Raw genomic sequence first — 12592 nt, 5'->3', positions numbered from 1 at the left:
AATGACGCAGGAACCGACGACCCGGATAAAGCCCATTGAGCAGCCGGCCGCCCCGAAGAAGAAACTCGATCCCTGGCTGAAAATCGCGCTCGAACTGGGGCCGCTCATCGTCTTCTTCGTCGTGAACGGCAAGTTCGGCATCTTCTACGCCACGGGCGTGCTGATGGCGGGCGTGCTTCTGACCCTCGCCGTTTCATGGGCGATCACCAAGCATTTGCCGGCCATGCCGGTCGTCACCGCGATATTGGTGCTGGTCTTCGGCGGCCTGACCGTCTTCCTTCAAAACGAGACCTTCATCAAGCTGAAGGTCACGATCCTCTATTCCATGTTCGGCTCGGCGCTGATCGGCGCGCTTTATTTCAACAAGCTCCTGCTGCCGATCGTCTTCGACATGGCGATCCATATTGACGACGCCGGCTGGCGAAAGCTGACCTGGCGCTGGGGCCTGTTCTTCTTCTGCCTCGCCGGCCTCAATGAGGTCGTGCGCCGCATCCTGACGACGGACGACTGGGTGAATTTCAAGGTCTTCGGCATTCTGCCCCTGACCATCCTCTTCGCCATCGCACAGGCGCCGCTCATCATGAAGCATGAGATTCCGGCGGAGGAGGAAGACGCGGAGTCGCATTTCTAACGCCGCCGCCGCATTCCCGGAGCGAGGGCAGGGCGATCGGCGAACGACAATCTCGGATGGTTGGCCGCCCAATATACCTCCCCTTTACGGGGAGATCGGCGGTCGAAGGACCGCCGGATGGGGTTCGCGCCGCCATTATATTTGGTGGGGCTTTACCCCGCCCGGCCCTGCTTCGCAGGGCCGCCCTACCCGTAAAGGGGAGGGATTCGCTCATGCCCGGCGTTCACCCGATTGCCCTGGCGGACAGGGCCGTCGCGACTCCCAAGCGCGTCGGATTGTGCTAGCTTTCAATGCGGCGGGGGCGTTCTCGCCTCGAGGGGAGTGAGCAAATGCGTTATTTTCTTGCCGCGATCTTCGTTTGCGCCATCGGCGCGCCGGTCGCCTCCGCGTTGCCGGCGCCGGCCCCCGGCGCGCTGTCAGTCTCGAAAGAGGATTCCATCCTCCAGGTCGCGAAGCGCGGCGGCGGCAAGCCGCAGGCGGCGAAAAAGAGCAAGAGCGGCGGCAACAGCAGCAGCAGCGGCATCCATCCGCTGGTCGGCAGCGGCGATTATTGAGATCGCAAGGGCGGCCTCCTCCCGGGGCGCCGTCTCGCATGATCCGCCCCCGCGCATTTGCGCGGGCGGCCTCGGTCGTCTGCCGATAGCCGCGCCTACGCTCTCAACCTATTTTTCATCATTAATATTCATCGGGGGCTAACCAAGCATTCGTTGGTTTTCCTAATTGCTAACCACGACAATTGCTTACAATTTACCGTAAAAATTAGCCGTATATGATGAGACCCATCGTCAATCGCGCCGTCCTCCCAACAAATGGCGCGCGCAATAGCGGTTCTCGTCATGTCTAAGCGGTCCGTTTTCTTTCGGCTCTCGACCTCGGCCTCCATTGCGGCGCTTCTTCTCGGCTCGGCGCAGGCCAAACCCGTCCTCTCGGCCGCGCCGGGTTATGGCGGCTATTATCAGCAGCAGAGCCCGCTCGGCGGCGGCCTGATCGAGGCGCTGGTCGGCGAGCCGGGGCCTGTGCGCTACGCCACGCCGCCGGCTCGTCCCCAGGCTGGCGCGCATCTCGCCGCCTATGCCCCGCAGCCGGCGGAGGTCCAGCGCGCGATCGACCCGATCTATATGCGCGCGGAGGTCGATTACGGCGGCTCCGAAGCGCCGGGCACGGTCGTGGTCGATACGCCCAACAAGTTCCTCTACCTCGTCCATGGACGCGGAAAGGCGACGCGCTACGGCATCGGCGTGGGCCGGCCGGGCTTCGAATGGTCGGGCGTGAAGACGATCAGCCGCAAGGCCGAGTGGCCGGACTGGACGCCGCCCGCGGAAATGCTGGCGCGCCGTCCCGACCTGCCGCGCCATATGGAGGGCGGCCCGGCCAATCCGCTCGGCGCCCGCGCCATGTATCTCGGCAATTCGCTCTATCGCATCCACGGGACGAACGAGCCGCACACGATCGGCCAGAACGTCTCCTCCGGCTGCATCCGCATGATGAATGACGACGTGGTGGACCTTTATAATCGCGTGCCGGTGGGCGCGCGCGTGGTTGTGCGCTGAGGCGCAGACCGCCGACGTAAACCGCGCCCGAAGGCCGAAAGCGCCGGTTGCAATCGCCGGCGCTTCGGGCGATAGCTGAATTGCGGTCTTTGCCGAAGAGTCTCTTCCTTGCCGAGTCTTCTCCGCTTCCTTGCCATTGTCGCCGCGATCGTCGCGCTTGTTTACGGCGCGATGATCGCCGTCGTGTCCTTCGTGACGCCGCAGCCGCGCGAGATGAGCTACACGATCCCCGCCCAGCGCCTCAACAAATGAGGCGCGCGCCATGAGCGGGAGCGCCCATCGCCAGCTCGACGCTTTTCTTGAGATGCTTGCGGCCGAGCGCGGGGCGGCGCTCAACACGCGCGACGCCTATCGGCGCGACCTTGCCGATTACATCTCCTTTCTGAAAGGCGCCGGCTCCGGGCCGGGCGACGTCGCGACGGACGGCCTGCGCGCCTATCTCGCCGATCTCGCTACGCGCGGCATGTCGACCGCGACGGTGGCGCGGCGCGTCTCGGCGATCCGCCAATTCCACAAATTCCTCTATGTCGACCGCCATCGCCCCGACGATCCGGCGGCCGCGCTTGAAGGGCCGCGCATGATCAGGAGCGCGCCCGGCGTGATGTCTATCGAGGAGGTCGATCGCCTGCTTGCCACGGCGCGCGAGGGGATTGACGACGAGAAGCGGCCATTGCGCGAGCGGCTGAAGGCCGCGCGGCTTCATGCGTTGCTGGAGACGCTCTACGCGACCGGCCTGCGCGTCTCGGAGCTTGTCTCTCTGCCGAAAAGCGCGGCGCGGGCGCGCGATCCCTTCATCACGGTGAAGGGGAAGGGCGGGCGCGAGCGCCTCGCCCCGCTGACCGACGGCGCGAAGCGCGCGCTGGGCGATTACCGCAAGCTGCTCGAGGCCGTGTCGCCGGGGCTTGCCGGCGGCCCGTTCCTTTTCCCCGCCGATAGCGACAGCGGGCATCTGACCCGCCAGGCTTTCGCGCGTGAACTGAAGACCTTGGCCGCCGCCGCGGGGCTCTCGGCCGCGCAGATTCATCCGCACGCGCTACGCCACGCCTTCGCGAGCCATCTTCTCCAAAACGGGGCCGATTTGCGCGTCGTGCAGGAACTGCTCGGCCATGCCGACATCTCCACGACTCAGATTTACACTCATGTCCTCGACGAGCGGATGCGGGCCATGGTGCGCGATCTGCATCCGCTGTCCGATGCGCGCTAAACGAGCGCGCCGATGTGAAGTTGAATTTCCAAGGTCCGCGAATAATCCTTTTTATTGCGATATGTGATTCGTTAACGTATGGTCCCCGCGGAAGATGTTCAGGGACGAGACAGGTAAAGGCATGGCCATTACTACAAGCGCGGGCTTCCGGCCGGATCAGGAGAACGTCGTTTATATTGGCGGCGGCGTGACGCTCAAGGGCGAGATTTCCGTGCCTGATCTGATCGTCGTCGACGGCGCTATCGAGGGCGGCGTCACGGCGCGCGTGGTCTGCGTCGGCGCGACCGGCGTGATTCGCGGCGGCGTCTCCGCGACCGAGGCCGACATTAGCGGCTCGGTCGGCGATCACATCGAAATCAAGCAGCTCCTCATCGTCCGTGCGACCGGCCGCGTCGAAGGCCGCGTCATATATGGCGAGATCGAGCTGGAGAAGGGCGCCGTCGTCACCGGCGACCTTTCGGCCGCCGACGATTATCGCGCGGCCGCCAAGCCGGTCGCTCAAGGCAGACCCGCCATTCAAGGCAAGGCCGCCACGCAAGAGCGCATCGAGGCCGCCGCGCCGGCGCCGGCCGCCAAGGCTGGCAACTCTCTCGACCGCCTGAACGAGGCGGTCCGCGCCGCCAGGAGCGGCCCCGCGAAGAGTCCCGTCTATCTCGCGACCGAGACCGATTCCGAGCGCCGCAACGTCCTGCGCGCGCCGATGTCGAGCCGACGCGCTTCCGCCTGAGCGTCCGCCGCCCGCAAGATTATCCCGCCGCCCGCCTTTCTCGAAAGGCGGGCGCTTTTGTTTTCGGGCGCCTCCGCGCATTGACCGCGTCGAGACCCTGCGCCGTCGCCGCCGGCCGCCTTATGTAAAGACGGGGAGGCAATGCGTGCGGGAGTTCAGTCATGGCCGAGTCGGCGCGAACCTTCTGGAAGGGTCATTTGCGCCTGGCCCTCGTTTCGATCCCTGTCCGGCTGGTCGCGGCGGAAAAGGCCGAGTCGGAGGTCCGCTTTCACCAGGTGGACCGCAATTCCAAGCAGCGCATCCGCTACCAGAAGATCGCGCCCGGCAAAGGCGAGGTGAAGAAGGAGGACATCGTCCTCGGCTATGAGGTCGAGCCCGGCAATTACGTCTTCATGGAGGACGAGGAGCTGGATTCGCTGAAGCTCGCCTCGCGCCACACGATCGAGCTCTCGCAATTCGTCGATGCGGACGAGATCGAGCCGTTTTATTTCAACCGTCCCTATTATGTGCTGCCGGACGGCGAGGTCGCCGAGGAAGGCTATCGCGTGCTGCGCGACGCGCTATGGGCGAAACATAAAGTCGGCATCGGCCAGCTCACGCTGAGGGGGCGCGAGCACCTCGTCGCGCTTTTCCCCATGGGCGAGGGGCAGGGGCTCGTGCTCGACACGCTCCGTTACGAAAGCGAACTGAAGAACGCAGATGAGATTTTCTCGTCCATCGGGCGCGAAAAACCACGGGAAGACATGGTGCGGATGGCGGAGGATCTGATCGAGAGCCGCAGCGAGCCTTTCGACGCCGCCAAGTTCCGCAATCATTACGCCGAGGCGCTGCGCGATCTCGTGAAGGCGAAGCTCAGCCGAAGAGAGACCGTGCCTGTGGAAGAGCATGTCGAGCCCGGCGCCAAGGTGCTCGATTTCATGGAGGCGCTGAAGCGTTCGGTCGCGACGAGCGGCGGCGCGACGCCGCCGGAGCCGCCGAAAAAGGGCAGGGCGCCCGCAAAGAAGGCGACGCCCGCAAAGTCTTCGAAAACCTCGAAGACGCCCGCGCGGCGAAGGGCTTAAGACATGCCGGCGCGCGCGAGGAAAGACGACGGCGCGCTCGCCGCCTATCGCGCCAAGCGCGATTTTTCGGTCACGCCGGAGCCGCAGGGCGGCGCCTCGCGCGGTTCCGCGCCGCGTCTCGTCGTGCAGCGGCATTTCGCGCGGCGGGAGCATTTCGACCTGCGGCTCGAAATGGACGGCGTGCTGAAAAGCTGGGCCGTCACGCGCGGGCCCTCGTCCAACCCCGCCGACCGGCGCCTCGCCGTGCGCACCGAGGATCATCCGCTTGATTACGGCGGCTTCGAAGGGCTGATCCCGAAGGGCGAATATGGCGGCGGCACGGTGATGCTGTGGGAAAATGCGACCTATGCGCCGCAGAACGGCGATCCGCTGACGGCGCTGGAGAAGGGCGAGATCAAGTTCCTCGCCAATGGGGAGCGCATGAAGGGCGGCTATGTGCTCGTGCGCATGAAGACGCGCGACAAGGGCGAGAACTGGCTGCTCATAAAGGAGCGCGACGCTTACGCCGCCGCGGACGCGAATCTCACGGAGCTTTACGACACGAGCGTCGCGACGGGACGCACGCGGGAGGAGATCGAGCGGGGCGCGAAAGCCAGGCGCGGCAAGGCGCCGGCGGGGCGCGCCAAAGAGGCCGCGACGCCGGCCTATTGGTCCGACAAGCCGATCGCGAGCGCGCCGACCCCGAAATTCATCGCCCCTGAGCTTTGCGAAACGGCGGAAAAGCCGCCCGCCGGCGCCGACTGGATCTTCGAGCTGAAATATGACGGCTATCGCCTGGAGCTTGCGACGGGCGCGGGGGGCGCGGTCGTTTACACGCGCTCCGGGCTCGACTGGACGAACCGCTTTCCGAATCTCGCGCGCGCCGCCTTCGCGCTTCCCTGCCGCAATGCGCTGATCGACGGCGAGGCGGCGGTCTTCGACGAGAAGGGCGTTTCCGATTTCGCCTTGCTCGTTTCCGCGCTCGAAGCCGGGCGCAATGAGCGCGTGGAGTTCGTGGCCTTCGACCTGCTTATCCTCGACGAGGAGGATTTGCGCGGCGAGCCCTTGCGCAAGCGAAAGGAGCGGCTGAAGCGGCTTCTCGCGAAAAGCGACGGCGGCATTCGCTACGGCGATTACATTGAAGGCGACGGCGCGACCGTCTTTCGCGAGGCGACGCAGGCCGGCGCCGAGGGCATTATCGCCAAGCGCGGCGACCGGCCCTACCGCAGCGGCCGCACCTCCGATTGGCTGAAGATCAAGGGCGACTTCCGCGAGGATGTGCTGATCGTCGGCTATCGCCCCTCGGAGAAAAGCTCGTCCTTCGCCTCGCTCATCGCCGCGAAGGAAACGCCGGAAGGGCTCCGCTATGTTGGCCGAATCGGAGCGGGCTATGACGCGCGAACCCGGCGCGCGCTGGAGCCTTTGCTGGAAAAGCGCGCGAAGGATGCGCCGAAGCTCCTCGCCGCCGATGAGATTCCGAAGAGCTCCGTCTGGATCGCGACGCCCTTTCCGGCGGAAGTGCGCTTCGGCGGCTGGACCATGGACGGGCAGTTGCGCCAAGCGCGTTTTCTCGGCGTGCGCGAGGATAGGAAGGCGAAAACCGTGGCCAAGCAAACGCAGGCGCCGAAGCTTCCGCGCGTCACTCACGCCAGCCGCGTCGTCTATCCGGCGGACGGGATCGCCAAGGGCGACATCGCGGATTATTACGACGCCATCGCCCCGCGCATGGCGCCGCATCTCGCCGATCGCCCCGTCAGCCTGTTGCGCGCGCCGGAGAATATCGAAGAGCTGTTTTTCCAGCGCCATCCTTTGAAAGGCATGACGCGCGGCATATTGACGGTGGAGAGCGGAGACGAGCCCTATATCGCCCTCGACGGCGCGCTCGGCCTGCACACGGCGGCGCAATTCGGGGCCGTCGAAATTCATGGCTGGATGTCGCTTGCGCGCGATCTCGACCGGCCGGACCGCATGGTCTTCGATCTCGATCCGGATGAGGATCTGCCGTTCACGGAAGTTTGCCGGGCGGCGGCGGATATTCGCGACTATCTTGGAGAGATCGGCCTGCGATCCTGGCCGCTCGTCACCGGCGGCAAGGGCGTCCATATTGTGCTGCCGCTCGATCGCTCGCTCGGCTACGCCGATACGGAAGTCTTCGCGGCGGGCTTTGCGCGCGGCCTGGCGCGGCAGGAGCCCAGCCGTTTCGTGGCCAATATGAGCAAGCGCAAACGGATGGGACGCATCTATATCGACTGGCTGCGCAACAAGAAGACGGCGACCGCGATCCTGCCCTGGTCGCTGCGCGCCCGCGCCGGCGCGCCGGTGGCGACGCCTTTGTCATGGAAGACGCTGGCGGAGGTTGAAAGCGCCGCCGCCTTCGACATTCGCACAGCGGCGACGGTCGAAGATGGGTGGAAGGACTTCTTCGCGACGCGGCAAGCCATTGCGCCGGGCGCCGTCGCCTTCATGCGCGCCGACGGCCGGTGAGCCGCGTTGCTCAGAACCGGAGCAGGCGCAAGCCGGACAAGTGGTTGAACGCATAGCTCAGCGCCACAAGCAAGGAGACGGCGAGCGAACTTGCGAGCGCGCCCCGCCAATGAGTCCCGGCGTTGCGTTCTTTCGCGACCCGAATGTCGCGCGACGTTCGGAACGTCTTCTTGAAATCGGAAATGGGAGGAAGGCGTGTCATGCTTGCCGGAATTTCTGGAAGGCCGCGACCGGGCTGGCGCGCCGGCCGCTTTTTGAATCCAGGCATCTTACGCGGCCGCCGCCTCGAGCGTATTTCGGGCCCGTTGCTCTTATGTCTGGGTCGTATTTTGACGGAAGCTAACCGACGAGCCGCTTCTTGAGCATATTGTAAAGCAGCGTCACGACTGCGCCGGTGACGCCGCCGCCCACCGCCTGCCCGAGCAGAACGCCGAGATCGAAACCGCCGCCGCCGCTGGCGGCGCTCGCGAGCGAGGGGATGACGGCGCTGAGAATCTGCCCGCCCAGCCCGCCGCCAAGGGCGCCGCTGATGAGGTCGCCGAGCGCGCTGTCGCTCTTCGTGGCCTTGCCGGCCGCTTTGCCGCCGAGCGCTCCGGCCACGACCTGAACGAGAATATCGGTGATGGACATGAAAACGCTCCCCGGAAAAATGGTCGAGCCTTCCGGATAAGCGCTCAGTTGGGGTTTTAGTTCCCTTGAAGCGTCAGGCGGCGAGGTCCGCCACCACGGCGTCGAGCACGGGAAAGCCCTCGGAGCTCACGCGCAGCCGGTTCTCGCGCGTAACCTCGACCAGCCCGTCGCCGATCAATTCCGAAATGCGCGACTGCGAGAGCTTCTTGCCGGTGAGCAGGAAATAGCGCTGCGGATCGATGCCTTCGCGCAGGCGCAGGCCCATCAGCAGGAACTCGTCGCCTTCCTGCTCCGAATTGAGCAGCTCGTCCTCGACGAGGCCATGGCCCTCCGTCTCGACGCAGGTAAGCCACATCTCCGGATGTTTTTCCGCCGCCTGCGCGCGGCGGCCGCGCGTCGTGACGAGCCGTCCATGCGCGCCGGGGCCGACGCCCGCATATTCGCCATAGCGCCAATAGACGAGATTATGCCGGCATTCGGCGCCGGGACGGGCGTGGTTCGAGACCTCGTAGGAGGGCAGGCCGTGGCGGGCCGTGACCTCCTGCGTCACGTCCCACAGGGCGCGCTGCGTATCGACGTCCGGGAGCGCCATCTTGCCGGTATTGACCATGCGCTCGAACAGCGTGTCGGGCTCGATGGTGAGCTGGTAGAGCGACACATGCTCGGGGGCGCGGGCCAGCGCGAGGTCCAATTCCTTGCGCCACGCCGCCGCCGTCTGTCCGGCGCGGCCGTAGATGAGGTCGAAGGAAGCGCGGTCGAAGACGCTCGTCGCGACGTCGAGCGCCATCAGCGCCTCGGCGACGGAATGCTGGCGGCCCAGCGCCTTGAGGTCGATGTCGTTCAGGGCCTGAAGGCCGAGCGACACGCGGTTGACGCCCGCCGCCTTGAAGCTCTTGAAGCGCGAGGCCTCGACGCTCGTCGGATTGGCCTCGAGCGTGACCTCCACGTCCTTGGCCGTCGCCCAATGCTTGGCGATCTGGCCGAGAATGGCTTCGACCGTCGCGGGCGACATCAGCGAGGGCGTGCCGCCGCCGAAAAACACGGAGCGGACCTCGCGGCCGGGGGCGAGCCTGGCCCGATGGCCGATCTCCACGGCGAAAGCCTCGACGAAGCGGTCTTCGTCCACGTCGCCGCGGCGAACGTGGCTGTTGAAATCGCAATAAGGGCATTTCGAGAGGCAGAACGGCCAGTGGACGTAAACGCCGAAGCCCGGGTCGAATGCATTCCGAATCGTCGCCATGTCCCCTTATCGCATGAAACCGGCTAAAAGGCAGGCGGGGGAAGGCGGCCGCGCTCCTATATGGTCCATGGCGGTCCGCCGTCCCGCTGCGAAAGGACGCTCCCTTGGCTCGCGTGCTGATCATCGGCGGGACCGGCTTCATCGGCCGCCACATTGCGGGGCGGCTCATCGCCGAGGGCCACGCCGTGAGGGCGGTGGGCCGCGCCGATGTGGACCTCGCCCGGGACGGCGCGGAGCGCCTGCGCGGCAAGGTCGACGGCTTCGAGGCGGTGATCAATTGCGCCGGCCTCGTGCGCGACGAAGGCGCGAACACCATGGACGCTGTGCATGCCGAGGGGCCGATGCGCCTCTTTTCCGCCTGCATCGCGGCGGGGGTGAGGCAATTCGTCCACATCTCGGCGCTGGGGGCCGCGCCGCAGGGGGAGACGGACTATCAGCGCAGCAAGGGCGCGGCGGAGGCCTTCTTTCTGGACGCCGATTTGCATGGGACGCGGCTCGACTGGCGCGTGCTGCGGCCCTCCGTCGTCGTCGGCCGGGGCGGAGCGAGCACGACCTGGCTCCTCGCCGCCGCCGCCTTGCCGATCCTGCCGCGCATCGGCCGGGAGGATTGGCGCTTCCAGCCTGTCCATGTCGGCGATCTGGCCGAGCTTGTGGCGCGGCTCGTGGAGGGCGCCGACTCGCCGCGGCTGATCGACGTGGTGGGGCCGGAGCCGATGACCGCCTATGAGCTGACGCGGATTCTCCGCAACTGGCTCGACCTGCCCCCGACCGGCTCCGTGCGAATTCCGGATCGGCTGCTCGAGCTCGCGACGGAGATCGGCGGGCGCTTCGCCAGCGGGCCGCTCAACCCGGACGTGATGAAGATGCTCGCGCGCGGCAATGTCTCCGATCCCGGCCCGCTGACGGCGGCGCTGGACCGCCCGCCGCGCGATCTGCGCAGCGCGCTGGCGCGGGAGCCCGCCTCGGCGGCCGACAGGCTGGCGGCGCGGCTTTTCCTTTTGCGTCCGCTTCTGCGCTTCAGCCTGGCGTTTCTGTGGATTGCGAGCGGGCTTTTCTCCTTCGGCCTTTATCCGGCGGCGAAAAGCTACGAGATGCTTGCCGCGATCGGCCTTTCGGGCGCTTCGGCGTCGCTCGCGCTTTATGGCGGCGCGGCCCTGGATCTGTTCCTCGGCGTTCAACTGCTGCGGGGCTGGCGGCCGGTCCTTGTCGGCTGGCTGCAGCTTGCGAGCATGGCGGTCTTCACGCTGCTGGCGACAAGGCTCCCGGGCGATTATTGGCTGCATCCCTTTGCCCCCATACTGAAGAATCTGCCCCTGGCCGCCGCCTTGTTGGCGATGATCGCGCTGGAGAGCGAGTAATGCTCGACGTCGCCGTGCTGAAATGGATTCACATCGTCAGTTCGACCGTGCTCTTCGGCACGGGGCTCGGCACGGCCTTTCATGGCCTCGCGACCAATCTGCGCGGCGATCTGCGCGCGATCGTCGCGGGAAACAAGAATGTCGTGCTGGCCGATTGGATCTTCACGACGCCGGCCGTGATCATTCAGCCGGCGACGGGCGTCGCGCTCGCCTTGCAGGAAGGCTGGCCGCTCGATACGCCGTGGATATTGGCGTCCGTCGCGCTCTATATTTTCGTCGGCGCCTGCTGGCTTCCCGTGGTCTGGCTGCAAATGCGGATGGCGCGCATCGCGGAGGAGTGCCTCGCGTCGGGCGAGCCGTTGCCGCCGCTCTATAAGCGCTATTTCTGGCGGTGGTTCGCGCTCGGCTGGCCCGCCTTCATCGCCATGCTCGGCATTTTCTGGCTGATGGTGGACAAGCCGCAGTTCTAGCGGCTCGCGACGCCCGCGCCGCTGCGCGGCGGCAGCTTCGTTCCCTTGTCGAGATTGTAGATGTCGCGGCGGAAATGCGCCGGCCCGTCATCGGTCGCCCAGCCGGTCATATAGACCCAGGCGACCGGGATAGGGTGAAGCAGCCCGATCTTTTCGGTTCTTCCCCGCTCTTCTTCGTCCTTCAATTTCGAGGCGTCCCAATCGCCCGTGTCCTGCAGGAGCCAGGAGGCGAGATCATAGACGCCCTCGACACGCACGCAACCATGCGAAAGGAAGCGATAGTCCTTGTCGAAAAGGTCCTTGCGCGGCGTGTCGTGCATGAACACGGCGTGATTGTTCGGCATGGAGACGCGCAGAGAGCCGAGCGCGTTTTTCGGCCCTGGCTCCTGGCGGAAGGTGAAGCTCGCGGCGCGCCGGCCGGATACGCGCCGCAATCTCAGCGGATTCACTTCGCGGCCCCTGGCGTCCAAAATGCGAATGTTCTCTCGCTCGAAGTAATGGGGGTTGCGCCTGAGCTTGGGCGCCAGCTCCTTCTTGATGATGGAGGCCGGAACCGTCCATGTCGGATTGATGTCGATGGAGACGATCTTTGCGACGAGTTGCGGCGAGGGATGGCGGCGCCCGCCGACCACGGCGGCATAGCGTTTGACGGTCTCGCCGCTTTCAACGGCCTCGACGGAAGCGGCGGGGATGTTGACCACGACATAACGCTCGCCGAAGCGGAACTTCGTCCGCGAAAGACGGGCGGCCGTCGCCGCCAGTTGGCGTGCGCGCGTCGCGGCGGGGACGTTCATCTCGCGAAGCGTCTCGCGTGACGCCTCGCCGGTCTGATCGAGACCCGTATGCGCCTGGTATCGCCGCACAGCGTCGGAGAGCGTTTCATCCCATTCTTCGCCCTCGCGGTCGTCCTGCGAGAGATAGCCTTCGATGGCGAGCCGGCGGCGCAGCGCGGCGACGGCCTGGCCCCTCGAGTCGGGCGTGACCGGCTTTGCAAGGCGCGGCCAGCCGCCATTGGCCGCAATGCCGGCGTAGCGCCGCGCGGCTTCCGCGGTGACGCGCGCGGCTTCCGGGCCGAAATCCGGGACGGAACGCGAGGGTCTTTCCGCCTCGGGCGCGGGCGGCGCGTCTTCGGCGCGCTCGGGGCCGGGCGGCGGCGGATCGTCGCGCTGCGCGCCTGCGGGGGGCAGGGAAAAGAAAAGGGCGGCGGACGCCAGGAGCGCGACGGCGCCGGCGTGAGGCTTTCGTTTCATGGGGCGGC

14 protein-coding genes are annotated in these 12592 nt (G+C 66.2%); 10 read left to right on the top strand and 4 right to left on the bottom strand.

Going from position 1 to position 12592, the window contains the following annotated elements:
- Nucleotide 1 precedes the first annotated feature (1 nt).
- The 8 genes from ACV7JP_RS19075 to ligD all read left to right on the top strand — a co-directional run bounded on the left by ACV7JP_RS19075 (nucleotide 2) and on the right by ligD (nucleotide 7636).
- Complete coding sequence (locus ACV7JP_RS19075; RefSeq protein ID WP_457797219.1) at nucleotides 2-631, top strand: septation protein A; 630 nt, start codon at nucleotides 2-4, stop codon at nucleotides 629-631.
- Nucleotides 632-960: 329 nt separating this feature from the next.
- Nucleotides 961-1185 carry a hypothetical protein gene (locus ACV7JP_RS19070; RefSeq protein ID WP_457797218.1) on the top strand — a complete coding sequence of 75 codons (225 nt, stop codon included), beginning with the start codon at nucleotides 961-963 and terminating at the stop codon, nucleotides 1183-1185.
- A gap of 282 nt (nucleotides 1186-1467) precedes the next feature.
- Nucleotides 1468-2181, top strand: coding sequence for a L,D-transpeptidase (locus ACV7JP_RS19065; protein ID WP_457797217.1), 714 nt, complete (start codon nucleotides 1468-1470; stop codon nucleotides 2179-2181).
- Nucleotides 2182-2289: 108 nt separating this feature from the next.
- Complete coding sequence (locus ACV7JP_RS19060; RefSeq protein ID WP_457797216.1) at nucleotides 2290-2433, top strand: oxidoreductase; 144 nt, start codon at nucleotides 2290-2292, stop codon at nucleotides 2431-2433.
- Between the two features lie 10 nt (nucleotides 2434-2443).
- Nucleotides 2444-3385, top strand: a complete 942-nt coding sequence (locus ACV7JP_RS19055) for a tyrosine recombinase (protein ID WP_457797215.1) — start codon at nucleotides 2444-2446, stop codon at nucleotides 3383-3385.
- Nucleotides 3386-3506: 121 nt separating this feature from the next.
- Entirely contained in the window at nucleotides 3507-4112 is a 606-nt protein-coding gene (locus ACV7JP_RS19050) for a bactofilin family protein (RefSeq protein ID WP_457797214.1), read from the top strand.
- Between the two features lie 161 nt (nucleotides 4113-4273).
- Complete coding sequence (gene ku / locus ACV7JP_RS19045; protein WP_457797213.1) at nucleotides 4274-5173, top strand: non-homologous end joining protein Ku; 900 nt, start codon at nucleotides 4274-4276, stop codon at nucleotides 5171-5173.
- A gap of 3 nt (nucleotides 5174-5176) precedes the next feature.
- Nucleotides 5177-7636, top strand: a complete 2460-nt coding sequence (ligD, locus tag ACV7JP_RS19040) for a DNA ligase D (RefSeq protein ID WP_457797212.1) — start codon at nucleotides 5177-5179, stop codon at nucleotides 7634-7636.
- 10 nt (nucleotides 7637-7646) lie between these two features.
- On the opposite strand, the gene ACV7JP_RS19035 is transcribed toward ligD, so the two are convergent.
- The 3 genes from ACV7JP_RS19035 to hemW form a co-directional block, all read right to left on the bottom strand.
- Complete coding sequence (locus ACV7JP_RS19035) at nucleotides 7647-7838, bottom strand: hypothetical protein (RefSeq protein WP_457797211.1); 192 nt, start codon at nucleotides 7836-7838, stop codon at nucleotides 7647-7649.
- Nucleotides 7839-7975: 137 nt separating this feature from the next.
- Complete coding sequence (locus ACV7JP_RS19030; protein ID WP_457797210.1) at nucleotides 7976-8266, bottom strand: hypothetical protein; 291 nt, start codon at nucleotides 8264-8266, stop codon at nucleotides 7976-7978.
- 73 nt (nucleotides 8267-8339) lie between these two features.
- Complete coding sequence (hemW, locus tag ACV7JP_RS19025) at nucleotides 8340-9506, bottom strand: radical SAM family heme chaperone HemW (RefSeq protein WP_457797209.1); 1167 nt, start codon at nucleotides 9504-9506, stop codon at nucleotides 8340-8342.
- 113 nt (nucleotides 9507-9619) lie between these two features.
- On the opposite strand from hemW, the gene ACV7JP_RS19020 reads away from it, so the two are divergent.
- The gene (locus ACV7JP_RS19020; protein ID WP_457799122.1) at nucleotides 9620-10864 is read left to right on the top strand and encodes an SDR family oxidoreductase; all 1245 of its coding nucleotides are present in this window, start codon (nucleotides 9620-9622) and stop codon (nucleotides 10862-10864) included.
- Nucleotides 10864-11334 carry a DUF2269 family protein gene (locus ACV7JP_RS19015; protein ID WP_457797208.1) on the top strand — a complete coding sequence of 157 codons (471 nt, stop codon included), beginning with the start codon at nucleotides 10864-10866 and terminating at the stop codon, nucleotides 11332-11334. Before ACV7JP_RS19020 ends, ACV7JP_RS19015 begins: the two co-directional genes overlap by 1 nt.
- On the opposite strand, the gene ACV7JP_RS19010 is transcribed toward ACV7JP_RS19015, so the two are convergent.
- Nucleotides 11331-12584, bottom strand: coding sequence for a L,D-transpeptidase family protein (locus ACV7JP_RS19010; protein ID WP_457797207.1), 1254 nt, complete (start codon nucleotides 12582-12584; stop codon nucleotides 11331-11333). The genes ACV7JP_RS19015 and ACV7JP_RS19010 overlap by 4 nt on opposite strands.
- Nucleotides 12585-12592: the final 8 nt, after the last annotated feature.

It is taken from the genome of Methylocystis sp. S23, assembly GCF_054106005.1.
Note: the sequence above shows the minus strand (reverse complement) of the source record. Positions and strands in the feature narration are given on the sequence as shown.